At 69.1% G+C, this 17,921-nt stretch carries 12 protein-coding genes; 8 read left to right on the top strand and 4 right to left on the bottom strand.

Annotated elements, in window-relative coordinates:
• Positions 1 to 118 precede the first annotated feature (118 nt).
• Positions 119 to 1,393: a glycoside hydrolase family 18 protein gene (locus tag AB0M01_RS00185; RefSeq protein ID WP_363664559.1), complete on the top strand. Its 1,275-nt coding sequence runs from the start codon at positions 119 to 121 to the stop codon at positions 1,391 to 1,393.
• A gap of 322 nt (positions 1,394 to 1,715) precedes the next feature.
• Positions 1,716 to 2,261, top strand: coding sequence for a winged helix-turn-helix domain-containing protein (locus AB0M01_RS00180; RefSeq protein WP_363664557.1), 546 nt, complete (start codon positions 1,716 to 1,718; stop codon positions 2,259 to 2,261).
• A gap of 167 nt (positions 2,262 to 2,428) precedes the next feature.
• Here AB0M01_RS00180 and AB0M01_RS00175 read toward each other — a convergent pair whose 3' ends face one another.
• Positions 2,429 to 2,839, bottom strand: a complete 411-nt coding sequence (locus tag AB0M01_RS00175; RefSeq protein ID WP_363664556.1) for a hypothetical protein — start codon at positions 2,837 to 2,839, stop codon at positions 2,429 to 2,431.
• A gap of 276 nt (positions 2,840 to 3,115) precedes the next feature.
• Between AB0M01_RS00175 and AB0M01_RS00170 the strand changes: the two genes are divergently transcribed.
• Positions 3,116 to 3,667, top strand: a complete 552-nt coding sequence (locus tag AB0M01_RS00170) for a SigE family RNA polymerase sigma factor (RefSeq protein ID WP_363664554.1) — start codon at positions 3,116 to 3,118, stop codon at positions 3,665 to 3,667.
• Between the two features lie 32 nt (positions 3,668 to 3,699).
• Positions 3,700 to 4,281: a hypothetical protein gene (locus AB0M01_RS00165; protein ID WP_363664552.1), complete on the top strand. Its 582-nt coding sequence runs from the start codon at positions 3,700 to 3,702 to the stop codon at positions 4,279 to 4,281.
• Between the two features lie 202 nt (positions 4,282 to 4,483).
• Here the strand turns inward: AB0M01_RS00165 and AB0M01_RS00160 are convergent, their stop codons facing one another.
• Positions 4,484 to 5,761: a hypothetical protein gene (locus tag AB0M01_RS00160; protein ID WP_363664550.1), complete on the bottom strand. Its 1,278-nt coding sequence runs from the start codon at positions 5,759 to 5,761 to the stop codon at positions 4,484 to 4,486.
• A gap of 130 nt (positions 5,762 to 5,891) precedes the next feature.
• Complete coding sequence (locus AB0M01_RS00155; protein ID WP_363664548.1) at positions 5,892 to 10,241, bottom strand: S8 family serine peptidase; 4,350 nt, start codon at positions 10,239 to 10,241, stop codon at positions 5,892 to 5,894.
• 349 nt (positions 10,242 to 10,590) lie between these two features.
• Here AB0M01_RS00155 and AB0M01_RS00150 point away from each other — a divergent pair, with 349 nt between their 5' ends.
• The 3 genes from AB0M01_RS00150 to AB0M01_RS00140 are packed head-to-tail and all read left to right on the top strand — an operon-like array spanning position 10,591 to position 12,965.
• The gene (locus AB0M01_RS00150; RefSeq protein WP_363664547.1) at positions 10,591 to 11,175 is read left to right on the top strand and encodes a winged helix-turn-helix domain-containing protein; all 585 of its coding nucleotides are present in this window, start codon (positions 10,591 to 10,593) and stop codon (positions 11,173 to 11,175) included.
• Positions 11,176 to 11,229: 54 nt separating this feature from the next.
• A complete protein-coding gene (locus tag AB0M01_RS00145; protein ID WP_363664545.1) occupies positions 11,230 to 11,736 on the top strand; it encodes a hypothetical protein in 507 nt (168 codons plus the stop codon).
• A gap of 53 nt (positions 11,737 to 11,789) precedes the next feature.
• Positions 11,790 to 12,965, top strand: a complete 1,176-nt coding sequence (locus AB0M01_RS00140; protein WP_363664543.1) for a threonine synthase — start codon at positions 11,790 to 11,792, stop codon at positions 12,963 to 12,965.
• Positions 12,966 to 13,054: 89 nt separating this feature from the next.
• On the opposite strand, the gene AB0M01_RS00135 is transcribed toward AB0M01_RS00140, so the two are convergent.
• Positions 13,055 to 15,043, bottom strand: a complete 1,989-nt coding sequence (locus AB0M01_RS00135) for an alpha-1,4-glucan--maltose-1-phosphate maltosyltransferase (RefSeq protein ID WP_363664542.1) — start codon at positions 15,041 to 15,043, stop codon at positions 13,055 to 13,057.
• Between the two features lie 244 nt (positions 15,044 to 15,287).
• On the opposite strand from AB0M01_RS00135, the gene glgP reads away from it, so the two are divergent.
• Positions 15,288 to 17,885 (top strand): alpha-glucan family phosphorylase, encoded by a 2,598-nt coding sequence (glgP, locus tag AB0M01_RS00130; protein WP_363664540.1) that lies wholly within the window; start codon positions 15,288 to 15,290, stop codon positions 17,883 to 17,885.
• The last annotated feature ends 36 nt before the right edge of the window (positions 17,886 to 17,921 follow it).

Here is a 17,921-nt window from a genome sequence, read left to right as displayed (position 1 = left end):
TTGGTTACCGAACGGTCCGGTGATCGCGTGGACATTTTATTTTCGGTTTCTTCTTTTCTTAACCCGCTGTGCTGAGTAGGGTGCGCACAGTGCCTCTCCCGCCCCCCTGGAGGAACACATGAGGATCCGAACCCTGCCCACTGTCGTCGCCGCGCTCGCACTGCTCGGCACCGGAGTGGTTCCCGCCGCGGTCGCGGCGACCCCGTCCGACGACGGCGCCCAGCCGCTGCCGACCCGCGTGGTCGAGCAGCAGGACCGTGGCAGCGCGGTCGCGGCCGGCAAGCGCGTCGTCGGCTACTTCACCGAGTGGGGTGTCTACGAACGCAACTACCACGTCAAGAACATCAAGACGAGCGGGTCGGCGGCCAAGCTGACCAACATCGTCTACGCGTTCGGCAACACCACCGGCGGGCGCTGCACGATGGGCGACTCGTACGCGGCGTACGACAAGGCCTACGACGCCGCCGGGTCGGTCGACGGCGTCGCCGACACCTGGGACACCGGTGCGCTGCGCGGCAACTTCAACCAGCTGCGCAAGCTGAAGAAGGAGTTCCCGAACATCAAGGTGGTCTGGTCGTTCGGCGGCTGGACCTGGTCCGGCGGCTTCACCGAGGCCGCCAAGAACCCGACCGCGTTCGCGAACTCCTGCTACAGCCTGGTCGAGGACCCGCGCTGGGCCGACGTGTTCGACGGCATCGACATCGACTGGGAGTACCCGAACGCCTGCGGCCTGAGCTGCGACACCTCCGGGCCGAACGCGTTCAACAACGTGATCAGCGCGCTGCGCACCCGGTTCGGCTCGTCGGCGCTGGTGACCGCGGCGATCACCGCCGACGGCACCAACGGCGGCAAGATCGACGCCACCAACTACGCGGCGGCGGCCGGCAAGCTCGACTGGATCATGCCGATGACCTACGACTACTTCGGGGCGTTCGCGGCCCAGGGCCCGACGGCGCCGCACTCGCCGCTCACGTCGTACAACGGCATCCCGACCGCCGGCTTCTACAGCGACGCCGCGATCCAGAAGCTGAAGTCGAAGGGCATCCCGGCGTCCAAGCTGCTGCTCGGCATCGGCTTCTACGGCCGCGGCTGGACCGGCGTCACCCAGGCCGCTCCCGGCGGTCGTGCGACCGGCGCGGCGCCGGGGCAGTTCGCGGAGGCCGGGATCGGTGACTACAAGTGGATCTCGACCAAGTGCCCGGCGACCGGGACGGTCGGCGGTACGGCGTACGGGTTCTGCAACGGGCAGTGGTGGGGTTACGACACCCCCGCGACGATCCGCAGCAAGATGACCTACGCCAACCAGCAGGGCCTCGGCGGCGCGTTCTTCTGGGAGCTGTCCGGCGACACCAGCAACGGCACGCTGATCACCGCCGTGAAGACCATCGGCTGATCCGGCAGCCCTTCCCCCGCGTCCGGTCCTTCTGCCCCGTCCGGCAGAGGGTCCGGACGCCTCCACGCGGGCCCGACCCGGCCTGTCGCGGGTTTCCCGTCTCCCGGCTCCGCGTCTGGCGGCGCAGCCGGGCGTACGCCGTACTGCGGGCGTTCGCAGTACGGCGTACCGGTGTGTGTGGAGGGGGTTTCGGCCCTGGCCGGTCTCGGCCAGGTCGCATTTGTGCCACGCGCTCGCGCAGGGTTTCCCTTGACTTCACCCTCGCGGTTGAGCGTACTTGTCCCTGCGCCTGTCCCGGCAAACGTTTGAGCGGAGGGGCTCCATGGAGACTGTGCCGGACTCGTCGTTGATCATCGGCGTCGCCACGACCAGTGCCGAACGCGTCCAGCTCGCGCGCCTGCTGAGCGGCGCCGAAGCCCTGCTCCTGGTCTCCAGCGCCGACCAGGCCCGGGCCTTCCTCGACCTCACGACCACCCCGACGACCAACCCCGTCGTGCTCACGCCAGGCGTCCTCCCATCGGACCCCGACGTTGAGACTCCTGCCCAGATCGAGGCAGCCGACAACGTCATTGCTTTGCCGGCCGCCCTACGCCTCGACGAGGACCGCCGCGTGGTGCGCTGGAAGGACCGGGAAGTCCCGCTGACGCGTTTGGAACACGACTTCCTGCACTGCCTCGTGCAGAAGCCGGGGCAGGTGTGGACGTACCAACACCTCCACCACGCCGTGTGGGGGAACGAGCACCTTGGCCATGGGTCGCACATCCACTCGGTGGTCAAACGCCTGCGCCAGAAACTCGCGCATTTGGGGGCGACGGTGACTATTCATGCGGTGCGGGGTGTTGGCTTCCACTTGCTCCCGGCCGCGTAAAGGTAAACGCAAAAGACAAAAAGCAAATACAAAGAGATAGTGGGGTCGCAGGAGGCCGACGCTCTGCCTGGACTGTGGTGCGTTGGGGTTGGGGGAGATGCTCAGGAGAACTGCGGCCCGGCCCCACCCAAAGACTCTGGGCGGGGCCGGATGCTGCCAGGTTGGGGTCAGTCGACCGAGATCTCGTTGCTGCAGCTGCCGACCTCGCGTGGGGTCGGCCAGACGATCCAGGCGTAGACGCAGATCTTGAAGCGGGTCACCGCGCGGGGGAGGTCTCCTTCGTCGATGCTGTTGCCGCCCCAGGCGGTCAGGAGCCAGTCGCCCTGTTCGCCGCTGACGTGGACCTGGGCTTCGGTCTTGGTGTAGCCGGCGCCGCTGTTGATCCGATAATGCGCGCGGCCGCCGCTCAGGCAGTTGTCGAGGACGAACGAGGAGTTGAGGAAGTTCGTCTGGGTCGCGGCGCAGCTGTTCGTGGCGGCCGGGCTCGCCTGGGCCGCTTGGGTCATCCCGGCCATCACCATCGCGGCCGCGGCCCCGACCATCGCCACCCGACGGACACCATTACGCAGTTTCAGCACGGTAGAAACTCTTTCTCTTCGGAATTGTGGGCGGACTCGAAGAGCCCCCGAGAACAATTCCGAAACTAGCAGTGAGTCAGTCGGTGAATCGCCTCGGTGACAAATTCCTGACACCCTCCGGTAATCGACGAAAATCATTCCGGCCATGCCTGAGAGGTTCGCATCACCTCGGGATCAGATCACCGTCCGCGCGTGGTCTGAGGTGATCCGGACGTTCCGGCCGGCGCGAGAAAGTTTGCTGGTCGAGCCAACCTGACGGGCCCGGCTCGACTCCTGATGGGTGTGACCGAGAACTTCGCCGTGCCCGCGACGCCGTACGAGGAGCCTGCCCGGCTGGCGACCGACGCGGACTTCGAGGGTTTCGTGACGGCCTGCTACCCGCAGTTGGTGAGGACAGCGTTCCTGCTGACCCAGGACCGGCAGCTGGCCGAGGATCACGTCCAGACCGCGCTGCTGAGGTGCTGGCGGACGTGGGGCGGAATTCGTGCGGCGGATCCGTACCCGTACGTTCGTCGCACGCTGCTCAACGTCTACTTCGCCTGGTGGCGCCGCTCGAAGGACAGGCCGGAACACCTCACCGACACCATCTTCGAGTCCGGCGTCCACCACGGAAGCGTTCTGGTCGACAACGCCGACCTGCTGGAGGCGCTGCGGCGCCTCCCGAAGAAGATGCGCGCGATCGTCGTACTGCGGTACTTCGAAGACCTGAGCGAGGCGGACATCGCGGCCGCACTCGGGTGCTCGGCGGGAACGGTGAAAAGCCAGTCGAGCCGCGCCCTGGCCAAGCTCCGGCTCGACCCCGAGCTGGCTCCGGCGGTCCGGTCGTGAACGAACAGGAACTTCGAGATCGGCTGCGGAGCATGTCCGCCACGGTCACACCCGTCGAGGACCCGATGCCAGTGCTCCGGCGGCGCCGGCGAAACCGGCGCAAGGCGACCGGGCTGGTGGTCGCAATGCTTGTCGTGATCGCTCTGTCGAGCGGCCGCGACGGACTGCGGAACGCTCTCCTGGGCAGCACCGAGGTGGATCCGGTCGCGGCCACGACGCCGCTGAGGTCGGACGAGTTGCTCCCCGCGCGGATCGACGCGGACGAGCTGATCGATCAGCAGGTCATCGGCCCGGGGACGGGCCGCAAGCTCACCTTCGCATTCGAGACCAGACAGCACGACGTGGTGAGGGTCGTCGTCCGGTGCGCCTCGGCGCGCTCGTACGCGGTGCTGAGGCTCCGCGCCGAGGGCTTCCACAGTCAGCGCTCCACGATCGCGTGCTCGCGCGCCGGCGACGTCCTCGATCTACGCCCCGACTGGCTGTGGAACTTCCCGTGGGAGTCGCGGAACGACTTCCCCACCACAGTCTCGGTCGAACTCGTCTCACCCGACAGCTCGGCCGCCTCTCCGTCGGAGGCAGCGATAGGCCTGTACAGGTCGGGCTGGAGGAACTGACCCAGCCGCGTACCGACGGACAGGAGGTGTGCGTCAGCGGCCGATCGTCGTCGGTCGGACCGCCAGATTTTCAGGCGCTCCGGCGCGCACACGTCCTGTCCTTCGGTACGACGTTCCGCCGCGGTCGTCCTCGACGAAGTACCCACAGGGACCTGCGGCGCCGCATTCACCACACCCGGCACCCCAGCAGCCCACTCCAAGGTCAGGGAGTGCGCCACCGTACGACGACCTGTCCGTTGCACTGGCCGTCCGCTGTGCCGGTGAACCAACTGACGTACGCGCCCGCGAGGACGACCTCGCTGCAGCCACGCGCCGCGCCGACTCGCCAGATCGTCGTGCTGGACAGGTCCATGACGTACTCCCCGGAGTCGCCGGCTGAGCTCGATCCGCCCCAGCCGAGCAGAGTGGGGGAGAGGACCGGAATCGCCAAGTAGGTGTGCAGCTTGATCCGGATCGCCTGGTTGGTGCCGTGTTCCATCAGGTAGAGCGAGCAGCCGTGGTCCTTGGTGTCTCGGCAGCCTTCGTCGGGATCGTCGCCCGGCGGTGCCTGGCGGTCGGTGTCGCTGATCACCCAGGCCAGGTGCGTGGGGCTCGCGGCGAGCCGCAGGATCTGCTGGTCCTTGACCAGCGGGGCGTTGACCACGACGCGGTCTGTTCCGTCGGGAGTGCGCGCGTGGATCTCGAGCTTGCGCTGTGGGGTCTCGGGCGACACGTCGTCCAGGTAGCTGTAGTAGAGGGTCGAGCCGACCACCGCCGGGGTGCTCGCGTTCCGCGCGACCGTCCGGACCGGTCCTTTCGCCTGGGCGTCGCGGGCCATGATGACGCCGGTGTGGCCGAGGTGGGCCTTGGGATCCGGTACGGCGGCCTCCCAGTAGATGGTGCCGTCAGCGGCCATGATCGGGGTGGTGTCGCCCGGCGGCGGGCGCAGGTTCTGTACGCCGGGGAACAGCACAGCCGAGTCGGCGATCAGCCGAGTGGTTCGAGTGGCCGCGTCGTAGTACCGAATCTGCCAGTCCTGCTGGAACAGGTCGGTGCTGGTGGTGTCGACCCAGGTTGCGTTCGGGCCGTGCGCCTGCCCGTTGATCGGCTGCCGCACCGGTTTCGGCCGCCCGGCCGCGTCGTCCAGAAGTTGCTGCCGACCGTCAGGCGACCACAAACTCATCTTCGCCGGCTGGAGGACCGGCTCGCCGTCCTTGCTGACCTGCTCGGACTGGGAGATCAGCAGGCCACCGGTGTCGGTGAGGTCGTGCACCACCGCGTCCTTGGGCAGCTTGCTGTTCCGGGTCGTGTCCAGGACCACGTCACGGGCCCAGGTCCTCGAATCCACAGTTGCCGCGGTCGTCCGCGGATCGATGGTGCGGGTGACCACGAAGCTGTGCCCTGGCGCGGGTTTCTCCTCGACCGGCACCCGATCTGTCGCTGCCGGCGAGCAGCCGGCGAGCATCGAGGCAGCCAGTGCCGCACCGAGAATCCTCCGCATGACCACTCCGTTCTGGTGGGGACGCTGCTCGTTCGACCGCTCCGGTGCTTGTTTTGTTCGCTTTTCTTCCCTCACACGAGACCGGCCCCCGCCCAATCTCTGGGCGGGGGCCGGTACTGCTAGGTCGTTGCTACTTGATGGCCTTCAACGCGAAGTCCTCGACGACCGGGGTGCCTGCTACCAGGCGTGTCGTGCGGGTCTGGGGCTTGTAGCCGTCCTTGGCGGCGATCAGGGTGAGGGGGTTGTTGCGGCGGTCCAGCCAGTAGGCGTAGTTGCCGCTGGTGTCCGTGGTGAACGTGTAGGACTGGGCCCACGAGTCGACCTGGACGATGGCGCCGGACAGGGGAGCGGTGTTGCCGTTGGTCGCGACGCCGGTGACGGTGCCGGACAGCTTGCTCCAGGTGTTCGGCGGGGTGACGTTCATCTTCACGCCGACCGCGTCCACGCTGTACGGCGTGTTCTCGGCGATGGTGACCGACCCGGAGTACGTACCGGGCTGGTCGACGCTCGCGGTGAGCGTCACCTTGACGGTGGTGCTGGCGCCCGGGGCCAGGGTGGCCTCGGTCTTGTCGATGCTCAGCCAGCTGACGTCGGCCGACGACTCCGAGCAGTCCTCGAGACCCGGCAGGGCCTCGCTGTCGACGGTCGCGGTGAAGCCGCCGGACGAGCCGCCGACCTTGTAGAAGCCGCACGCCGCCCCACCGCGGTACCGCGGCTGGTTGGCGTTCGGGAGCGCGCCCCAGGTGCCGGCGGCGGCGTCGAACGCGAAGCCCGCGTTGGTGACCGCACCGGCCTGGACACCGCCGACGACCAGCAGCTTGCCACCGGCGACGGCGAACGAAGCGGCCCAGTGGTCGGCCGGGGAGTCGGCGATCGCGGACCAGGCGTTGGTGGCCGGGTCGTAGACGTAGCCGCTCTTCTGCGCGTTGACGCCGTCGTTACCGCCGGAGCAGTACACCTTGCCGTCGATCGCGCCGCAGGAGGCGAACGCCACCGACTTCGGGTAGTCGGCGATCGGGGCCCAGGTGTTGGCGCCCGCGTCGTAGACGACCGCGGTGTTCGACATCGGGGTGCAACCGGCCGTGGTGCAGCCACCGATCGCGTACAGCTTGCCGTCCAGGACGGCCTGGCCGGCGGCCGCACGCGGCGCCGGGTTGTTGGCGACGGCGGTCCAGGCGTTCGCGGCCGGGTCGTAGGACCAGGTCGCGGCGTCCGGGCCGGCGGCACCCCAGCCGGAGCTGGCGATGATCTTGCCGCCGACGGCGCCGACGGTGATCGCGTTGCGGGCGCCCGGCAGCGGGGCGATCGCGGTCCAGGCCAGCGAGGCCGGGTCGTACACGTAGCTGTTCGCGCTGGCCGCGGAGCCGTTGCCGCCGGCGATCGAGTAGATCTTGCCGTCGACGTTGACCACGCGGTTGTCCATCACGGTCGCCGGGTAGTCGGCGATGTCGGTCCACGGAGCCGCGAGCGGCTTCGGGACGGCCGGCGCGACCGGCATCTTGCCGGCCATCTTGCTGCCGAACGACGTCGCGACGTTCAGCCGCTGCAGCGGGGCACCCTGGCCGGTCAGGACCTGGGCCTTGGTGGTGGTGCTGCCGTTGGCGTTGGCGATCTCGAAGCCGCCGTCGCGCTCACCGAACTTCACGTCGACCGGTGCGCCACCGGTGTTCTTGACCGTGAAGGACTTGGTGACCTTGCCGGTGGGCAGCTTGAGGTTGCCGTCGATCGAGCCCGGGGTGACGGTCAGCTTGCCGGCCGCCAGCGTGTAGTCGGCCGGGGTGACCCAGTCGGCTTCCACGTCGACGTTCTGGCTCGCGGTGACGTAGCCGCCGGCCTTGGCCGAGTAGCTGTGCGAACCGGAGTCCGCGGAGTACAGCCAGTAGAAGCCGTCGTTGAGGCCGGTGTCCTCCGGCGTGGCGACGGTCGTGGCGGTCTCGGTGGCCTTGTCGTCACGGGTGACGACGGCGCCGTTGACGAAGGAACCGGTGTTGGCGTCCTTCACGTTGCCGACGACGAGGCCGCCGCCGGTCGGCTCACAGGTGATCTGGCTGCCGATCAGCACGCTGTCGACCTGCCACCACCAGTCGTACGAGGCGTCGTAGTAGTGGAAGCGAACCTGGACGGCGGACTGTCCGGCCGCCTGCGGGATCGCGATCTCCTGGACACCACGGACGTCCGCGGTGGCCTGGGTGAGCACGTTCGTCCAGGTGCTGCCGCCGTCGAGGGACAGGTCGACGTCGGCCTTCTCGCCGCCCAGCCAGTTGAAGTCCTGGTTGAAGCGGATCACCGGCGCCGCGACGTCGGTCAGGTCGACGGTCGGGCTGACCAGCGAGGTGTCCTGCGACTGGCCGGAGCCGAACTTGTCGCTGTCGGCGATGGCGAAGCCGCCGCCACCACCGGTCAGGTTGCCGCGGTTGCCCGGGTCGTTGAAGGCCCAGACCTGGCCGTTGCCCTTGCCGTCGACGACGGTCCAGCCGCTCGGCGCCGCGGTGGCGTCGAACGTCTCGTACAGGCCGTCGGAGCCGTTGCGGTAGCCCGGCGCGGTGGCGCAGGCGTCCGAGCGGACCGGGACGGCGATGTTCTTGGTCACGTTGCCGGTGCCGACCGTGACGGCCTGGGTGACGGTCTCGTAACCGGGGTACTGCGACTCGACCTTCAGGTTGTACGACGTACCGGACGGCACCTTGAAGCTGTACCGGCCGTTGGTCGGGGTGGTGTAGTCGAACACGCCGCCCGGGCCCTCGACGCTGACCTTGGCGTACAGCGGCCAGCCGTGGCCGCCGCCGTCGGTGACGGTGCCGCCGATGTTGACGGTCGGCGCCGACTCCAGCGCGAAGTCCTTGGTGGTGGTGGCGTTGGCGGTGACCGTGGCGGTCGCCGTCTGGCTCTTGTAGCCGAACGAGGTGACGGTCAGCGTGTAGTCACCGGCCGGTACGACGGACGAGTAGCGGCCGTCGGCGCCGGTGGTCAGCGACCGGTCCGGCTGGCCCGCGGTGGTGACCTTCACCGACGCGCCGGCCAGGGCGGCGCCGGCGGAGGTGACCTTGCCGGTCAGCGTGCCGGTGTCACCGATCGGGGCGGCGTTGAGCAGCGCGAGCGCGTCGAGCCGGCCCTCGCCGTACACGTTGTTGTCGTCGGTGGTGCCGCCGCACTGGGTGTCGGCCTTGTCGACCGAGGAGTTGTCCAGCAGCGCGCGGGTGGCCGGGATGTCGCCCTTGAGCGACGGCGCGGCCGACCAGAGCAGCGCGACGGTGCCCGCCATGTGCGGCGAGGCCATCGAGGTGCCGTTGAAGCTGGCGTAGGCGTTGCCCGGGACGCTGGAGCGCACGTTCACGCCCGGCGCGGACAGGTTCGGCTTGATCTCACCGTTCTGACCGACACCACGGCCGGAGAACGACGCGATGTTGTTGTTGATGTCGTAGGCGCCGGCCGAGTAGTTGCTCACGATGCTGCCGGGTGAGCCGCTGGTCTGGCAGGCCGAGCCGCTGTTGCCGTTGGACCAGGCGCCGAAGATGCCGGACGCGGCCCAGGCCAGCGTGATGTCCTCCATGAACGGGTCGTTGGAGGGCAGCTGCGAACCCCACGAGTTGTTGATGATGTTCGGCCGCTTGCTCGCGTCCGGGTTCTGCCCGGCGAGGTTGGTCGGCTCGAGCATCCACTCGCCGGAGCTGATCAGCGCCGCGTCGGACGGGCAGCACCCGTTCGCCGCGATCCACTTCACGCCCGGGGCGACCCCGATCTGGTTGCCGGCGCCGTCGTCACCGGCCATGGTGCCCATCGTGTGGGTGCCGTGGCCGTTGCCGTCGGCCGGCTGCGCGGGCGAGGTGCCGGCCGCGTCGAACCAGTTGTAGTTGTGGTCGAACTGCCCGTTGCCCAGGTTGCCCCGGTAGGAGTTGACCAGCGCCGGGTGGTCGAACTGGACCCCGGTGTCGATGTTGGCGATGACGATGCCCTGGCCCTTGTCGCCGTACTGCGACCAGACGTCGTCGGCGTTGATGTTGGCCAGACCCCACTCGATCGAGTTGATCTGCCGCTCGTCCTTGCCCTGGGTGACCTTCGGCACCTCGATCGCGGTCGGGTTGTACAGCCCCTCGACCTCGGCGTGCTGGGCCAGGTTCTGGGCCAGCGCCAGCGAGCCGCCGTTGATCCGGATCGCGTTGGTGCCCCAGAAGGTCTGGTACTGGACGTGCTGCGCGTCGAGCTCGGCCTTGACCTTGGCCTGGCTCTCGGCGGCGGTCTTGCGCAGCGCGGCGGCGACCGCCGTACCGCGGGCGTTCCAGTCCGAGATCCCGGCGGCCTTGGTCAGGTCGGCCTTCGCGGTGAACCGGACCCAGTAGTCGCTGGCCTCCTTGGCGTCCTTGCCCTGGAGCTTGCTCAGCAGCTCCGGCTTGATCTTGGACGCCGGGTCGGCGGCGGGTTTGGTCGGCGGTGCGGCCTGGGCGGCGCCCGCGGCGGCCAGCCCGGTCGTGACGACGGCCACGGCCGCCAGGGCACTCACCAGTGACCTGGCGACACCCCTTCGTCGTTGATGTGACATCTCTGCAGCCCCTCACTTGAACGACCCCGAGTTGACTCCCCCGAGTCATTGGTGCAGAGGTGGCCGGCGGCTCCGCCCCGGTCGTGGTGAACCGGTTCTGCGACGCCCCGTGCCCCCCAGGTCGCAAGCTGTGACGCTGCGAGCCTGACGTGGACCTTATGTGTCAGACGCGAGGGGGAACAAGCACACTTCGTGAGCAAGACGTCACCAGCGGTTGAGCCGTTCTGGGCAAGTTCAGGCAGATTTTGTCAGTCCGTTGACGATAAGAGGCAGAGGTTGACATCGTGACCGGATGGTCACCGCCCGTGTCCCCGCCCCCGGCGACGACGGAACCATCGATCACCCGGACTTCCCGTTGCTGATCGCCGTCGCCGCTTCCGTCGAAGAGCGCGTCCGGCTCGCCGAGCTGGTCGACGACGTCGCTCCGCTGCTGCTCGTCTCCAGCCTGGACGAGCTGCGCAAACTGCTGACACCCGCCCAGGACCCGCCCCCGGCCCCGGCCGAGGAGCCCGACCCACCCCGTACGCCGGACGCCCGGCGTACCGACCGCCGCCCCGGCGACCCGTTGACGATCGACTCGCACCGCTCGGTCGCGCAGTGGCGCGGCCGCGAGGTGCCCCTGACGGATCTCGAGCACGACCTGCTGACCCGGTTGATGACCGCGCCGGTGAAGGTGTGGACGTACGAGGAGCTGCATCAGGCGGTGTGGCGCAACCGCGACCTGCGCGGTACGGCGGACGTGCACTCGCTGGTGAAGCGGCTGCGGCGGAAGCTCGACGAGCTGGGGACGACGGTGACCATCGACGCGGTGCGGGGGACCGGCTTCCGGCTGGCGGATCATCAGCGGCCGGCGATTCGCGGGCTGCGGGCGGGGTGACCGGTTCGGTCCTTCACGAATTACGGTTGGCCGGCGGTTCACTTTCCGCGACCGGTGGCAGAACCTTGCCGGTTCCGGTTGTTCTGCGAGCTTTTCGCTGCGGCTGATGCCTACTGTTTCGAGGAAATTCACCCACTCGAGCACGGAACGCAGATGAACACCATTCGTACCATTGCCCGCCGCGCTGCTCTGACCGCGGCCGCGGCCACCGTCGGCGTCACGGGGATGGCGCAGCTGGCTCAGGCCGCGCCGGCGTCCACGGCGGGATCCTGCGCTGTGCTGGTCAGGTTCCAGGGATCGGAGGTCCTGGTCGACAACTGCGACGACAGCCGGGGGCAGCAGGCCCGGGTCACGGTTCGCAACAACGCGATCTTCGGCCGGACCGAGATTTCCTTCACGCTTCGCAACGGCGACGGGTTCGTGACCTCGGCGCGCCAGAAGGAGAACAACGGCTTCATCGAATTCCACACGCCGGTGGATCTGTCCGAGGTCATTGTCCGGGTCTACAACTTCAGCGACGACAACAATCCGGCGCACGTTTCGGCGCCCGTGCCGTTCTGAGGTCCGGGCTGTAGACGGTGTACGGCGGGCAGTAGCCGGGTAGCGTCCGGGTCGTGCGCTTCTCTGCTCTGACCCAGCTGGAATGTCCGAAGTGCGGCCTCCGCCACGACCCGGATCAGGTGATCGGGCTCTGCTCGTGCGGATCGCCCTTGCTGGCCCGGTACGACCTGGACGAGGTTCGTGCCGGGCTGACCAAGGCCGATGTCGCCGCGCGGCCGGCCGATCTGTGGCGGTACCACGAGCTGTTGCCGGTCCGCGATCCCGCGAACATCGTGTCGCTGGGGGAGGGGATGACGCCGCTGCTGCGGCTCCCGGCGTACGGGCGTGAGCTCGGCGTCGACGACCTGTGGATGAAGGACGAGGGGCTGATCCCGACCGGTACCTTCAAGGCGCGCGGCGCCGCGGTCGGGGTGTCGCGGGCGCGCGAGGTCGGGGTGCGCAAGATCGCGATGCCGACGAACGGCAACGCGGGCTCCGCGTGGGCGGCGTACGGCGTACGGGCGGGGATGGAGGCGCTGATCGCGATGCCGGTCGCCGCCCCCGAGATCTGCCGCCGCGAGGTCAGCGTGGTCGGCGCGGAGCTGCAGCTGATCGACGGGCTGATCAGCGACGCCGGCGTCTGGATCCGCGAGCAGCTCGCGCTGCGCTCCGGCTACCAGGACGTGTCGACGCTGAAGGAGCCGTACCGCATCGAGGGCAAGAAGACGATGGGCTTGGAGATCGCCGAACAGTTCGGCTGGCAGCTCCCGGACGTGATCCTCTACCCGACTGGTGGCGGCGTCGGCCTGATCGGCATCTGGAAAGCCCTGAACGAACTCCTCGAACTCGGCTGGGTCGAGGGCCCGCTGCCGCGGCTGGTCTCCGTTCAGGCCACCGGTTGCGCTCCCATCGTCCACGCCTGGCAGGAAGGCAAGCCCGAGAGCGAGCCGTGGCCCGACGCCAAGACGGTCGCCTTCGGCATCACCGTCCCCAAGGCGCTCGGCGACTTCCTGGTCCTGCAGGCGATCGCCGAGACCGACGGCTGCGCGATCGCCGTCACCGACGAGGAGATCCTCGCGGCCGTACGGCGGTGCGCCGAGCTGGAGGGCTCCTTCGTCTGCCCCGAAGGCGCCGCCAACTTCGCGGCCGTCGCTCAGCTTCGGGAGTCGGGCTGGATCAAGCCGGGCGAACGCGTCGTCGCGCTGAACACCGGAACTGGGCTGAAGTACCCGGAGACCGTCGAGCTGTAGGAGGCTGTGCGACCACACCTGCGGTCACGTACGACGGCGAGCTCGACCGGTACGCCGACCTCGCCGTCACAGCACCCGAACGCGTGGGCTTACGCCTGCCCGCGCCGCACAGCGAGCACGTGGGCAGGATCGCCGTTGGGGTCGAGGCGGACGTAGTTGCTCTGGCCCCAGCGCCAGGTCGCGCCGGTGATCTCGTCGTAGACGGTGAAGGTGTCCTCGGCGCGCATGCCGAGCGCTGCCATGTCGAGGTGGACCATCGTCTCGCGCACCGAGTGCGGGTCGGTGTTGACGACGACGATGACCGTGTCCGTGTGCCCGTCGGGCCCGGTGGTGCGCTTCGAGAAGCACATGATCGCGTCGTCCTCGGCGTTGTGCAGGCTGAGGTTCCGCAGCTGCTGCAGAGCCGGGTGACGGCGCCGTACGGCGTTCAACAGCGTCAGGTACGGCGCCAGCGTCTGCCCCGAGGCCTCAGCCGCCGCCCAGTCGCGCGGCCGCAGTTGGAACTTCTCCGTGTCCAGGTACTCCTCGGACCCCGGTCGCAGCGCCACGTGCTCGAACAGCTCATACCCGGCGTACACACCCCACGCCGGCGACGAGGTCGCCGCGATCGCCGCGCGGATCTTGAACGCGCCAGGCCCGCCGTACTGCAGGTACGCCGTCAGGATGTCCGGCGTGTTGACGAAGAAGTTCGGCCGCAGGAAATGCCCGGTCTCCTTCGTCAGCTCGGTCAGGTACTCCTCGAGCTCCCACTTCTCGTTGCGCCAGGTGAAGTACGTGTACGACTGGTGGAAGCCGACCTTCGCGAGCTCCTGCATCATCGGCCGCCGCGTGAACGCCTCCGACAGGAACACCACGTCGGGATCCGTCTGCCGGACCTCGCCGAGCAGCCACTGCCAGAAGTTGACCGGCTTGGTGTGCGGGTTGTCGACGCGGAAGACCGTGACCCCGTGCTCGATCCACAGCTTCACGACGCGCAGTACCTCGGCGTAGATGCCTTCGGGGTCGTTGTCGAAGTTGATCGGGTAGATGTCCTGGTACTTCTTCGGCGGGTTCTCGGCGTACGCGATCGAGCCGTCGGCGCGCACCGAGAACCACTTCGGGTGCTCCTTGACCCACGGGTGGTCCGGCGACGCCTGCAGGGCGAGGTCGATCGCGACCTCGAGCCCCAGCTCACGGGCCCGCGAGACGAAGAAGTCGAAGTCCTCGAACGTCCCGAGCTCGGGGTGGATCGCGTCGTGCCCGCCCTCGGACGACCCGATCGCCCACGGCGATCCCGGGTCACCGGGCTTCGGGTCGAGGGTGTTGTTCGGCCCCTTCCGGTACGCCGTTCCGATGGGGTGGATCGGCGGCACGTAGAGCACGTCGAAGCCCATCGCGGCGACCGCGTCGAGCCGCTCGGCGGCGGTCCGGAAGGTGCCGGACTTCCACTCGCCGGCCTCCTCGTCGTACACCGCGCCCTCGGAGCGCGGGAAGAACTCGTACCAGCTGCCGTACAGCGCGAGCTGCCGGTCGACCCACACCGGGTAGGTCTCCGACGACGTGATCAGCTCACGCACCGGGTACCGCCCCAACGCGGACCGGACCTGCGGCGAGATCCCAGCCGCCAGCCGAGCCTCAGCAGGCAGGGCACCATTCGCGAGCGCCTGAGCAGCATCGCTCAGCGTGCTCCGATCTAGCCGCACGGCAGGCGGTACGCCGGCCGCCGCGCGGTCGAAGAACGCAGCGCCCTCGGCGAACATCAGGTCGACGTCCAGCCCGGCCGGCACCTTGATCTCGGCGTTGTGCCGCCAGGTCCCGTACGGGTCGCTCCAGCCCTCGACGGCGAACGTCCACGCGCCCTGCTCCTGCAGCGTGACGTCGACGGTCCACCGGTCCGAGCCCTGGCCGACCGGGGTCATCAGCATCCGTCTGGTCTGTCCCGACGGCGACGTCAGAACCACGTTGGCGTTCACCGCGTCATGGCCCTCACGGAAGACCGTGGCCGCGATGGTGAACGTCTCGCCGACCGACGCCTTGGCCGGATACGCTCCGGCGTCGACGGTCGGGGTGACCTCGGTGATCGGGATGCGCCCAGTCATGGTGGTCGATGAACCTTCGCTTTCCGCGTCGCTGGAACCGGACAGAAGAGAGTGTGGGTCTGACGTTATCGGTTCCCGAAGCCCTCGCGCGTCATGCGGCCCGCGTGGTTCGTCCACACTGCGGACTGCTCTGCACGAATTCCGTGCGGGCCCCCGCCTGAAGGCCCTGCAAGATCTTGCTCGCGTTGCAAAATCGATGCATACCGAAGGTGCTCCGGCCTCGTCAGGGCGCTACGGTGTCCCGGTGCGAGCGATACGACGATTCTCCGTCCGCCCTGTCCTGCCCGAGCCGCTGACCGGCCTCGGCACCCTGGTGAACAACCTGCGCTGGGCCTGGCACCCCGAGACGCAGGACGTGTTCGAGGCTGTCGACCCGCAGCTGTGGCGCAGCACCGGCGGTGACCCGGTCCGGCTGCTCAGCGAGGTCCCGGCGGCCCGCCTCGACGAGCTGGCCGCCGACCACGGCTTCCTGCGCCGGCTCGAGCTGGCGGTCAGCGACCTGAACGGCTACGTCACCGACGACCGCTGGTTCCAGGCCGACGCCGGTTCCCCGGTCAGCTCGGTGGCCTACTTCTCCCCGGAGTTCGGCATCACGCACGTGCTGCCGCAGTACTCCGGCGGTCTCGGCATCCTGGCCGGCGACCACCTGAAGGCGGCCAGCGACCTCGGCGTACCGCTGATCGGTGTCGGGCTGCTCTACCGCCACGGGTACTTCGGCCAGTCGCTGAACCGTGAGGGCTGGCAGCAGGAGCGCTACCCGCTGGTCGACCCGGACGGGCTGCCGATCAGCCTGCTCCGCGACGGCGACGCGCCGGCCACCATCGAGGTGGCGCTGCCGGGCGGCCGCAAGCTGTGCGCGCAGATCTGGGTGGCCCAGGTCGGCCGCGTGCCGCTGCTGATGCTCGACTCCGACATGGAGGACAACGAGCCGGCCGAGCGCGAGGTCACCGACCGTCTGTACGGCGGTACGACGGAGCACCGGCTGCTCCAGGAGCTGCTGCTGGGTGTCGGCGGTGTCCGCGCGGTCCGCGCGTTCTGCCGGATCACCGGCCACGCGGCCCCGGAGGCGTTCCACACCAACGAGGGCCACGCCGGTTTCCTCGGCGTCGAGCGGATCCGCGAGCTGGCCACCGACCAGGGGCTGGACTTCGACACCGCGCTCGAGGTCGCCCGCGGCGGCACCGTGTTCACCACCCACACCCCGGTCCCGGCCGGGATCGACCGGTTCCCGGTCGAGCTGATCCAGCAGCACTTCTCGCCGGACGTGTTCGGCGACGGCGTCCCGGTCGAGCGGATCCTGGCGCTCGGTGCCGAGGACTTCGAGAACGGCGACCCGGCCGTCTTCAACATGGCGATCATGGGGCTGCGGCTGGCCCAGCGCGCCAACGGCGTCTCCAAGCTGCACGGCGTGGTCAGCCGCGGCATGTTCGCCGGGCTGTGGCCGAGCTTCGACCCGGCCGACGTGCCGATCACCTCGATCACCAACGGCGTGCACGCGCCGACCTGGGTGGCCCGCGAGATCCACGACCTGACCTTCGCGCGCACCGACACCGCCGAGTCCGACGGCATCTTCGAGGGTCTGGACAAGACCACCGACGCGGCGCTGTGGGAGACCAAGCGGATGCTGCGGCAGCGCTTCATCGACGACACCCGGTCCCGGGTCCGCGCGTCCTGGGTGAACCGGGGCGCCAGCGAGGCCGAGCTGGGCTGGGTCGACTCGATCCTCGACCCGGACGTGCTGACGGTCGGGTTCGCGCGCCGCGTCCCGTCGTACAAGCGGCTGACGCTGATGCTGCGCGACCCGGAGCGGCTGAAGGCGCTGCTGCTGCACCCGACCCGCCCGATCCAGATCGTGATCGCGGGCAAGGCGCACCCGGCCGACGAGGGCGGCAAGAAGCTGATCCAGGAGATGGTCCGGTTCGCCGACGACCCCGAGGTCCGGCACCGCATCGTCTTCGTGCCCGACTACGACATCGCGCTGGCGCAGCCGATGTACCCGGGCTGCGACGTCTGGCTGAACAACCCGCTGCGTCCGTACGAGGCCTGCGGTACGTCGGGCATGAAGGCGGCGCTGAACGGTGCGCTCAACCTGTCCATCCGCGACGGCTGGTGGGACGAGTGGTACGACGACGAGTTCGGCTGGGCGATCCCGTCGGCCGAGGGCATCGAGGACACCGACCGCCGCGACGACCTCGAGGCGCACGCGCTGTACGACCTGATCGAGAAGCAGGTCGCGCCGCGGTTCTACGACGGTGAGGTCCCGGGCCGCTGGATCGAGATGCTGCGGCACACGATCAAGGAGCTCGGCCCGAAGGTGCTGGCCACCCGGATGGTCCGCGACTACGTCGAGCGGCTGTACGTCCCGGCGGCGCAGTCGTCGCGGCAGCTCAACTCGACGTACGACGGCGCCCGGCAGCTGGCGGCGTGGAAGAAGCAGGTCCGGGCGGCCTGGCCGCAGATCCGCGTCGACCACGTCGAGCTGCAGGGCCTCGGCGACACGCCGCAGCTCGGCACGACGGTCGGGATCCGCGCGTTCGTGACGCTCGGCGAGCTGAACCCGAACGACATCGACGTCGAGGCGCTGCACGGCCGGGTCGACTCGGCCGACGAGATCACCGAGCCGGTCCGGGTCTCGCTGCGGCTGGCGGAGACCTACGAGGGCAACCGGCACCGCTTCGAGGGTGAGCTGAAGCTCGACCGCACCGGCCCGTTCGGCTACACCGTGCGCGTCCTGCCCAAGCACCCGATGCTGGCCAGCCCGGCCGAGCTCGGCCTCGCCGCCGGTCCGTCCGACCCCGAGGACCCGGACACCCCGGACCTCCCGGCCGGCTCGGAGTTCTGAGCCTGCCGCACCGCACCACCGAGCCCCCGTCTGGAG

Source organism: Kribbella sp. NPDC051770 (genome assembly GCF_040681455.1).
Taxonomy (GTDB): domain Bacteria; phylum Actinomycetota; class Actinomycetes; order Propionibacteriales; family Kribbellaceae; genus Kribbella.
This window is presented reverse-complemented; position numbering and strand designations above follow the sequence as displayed.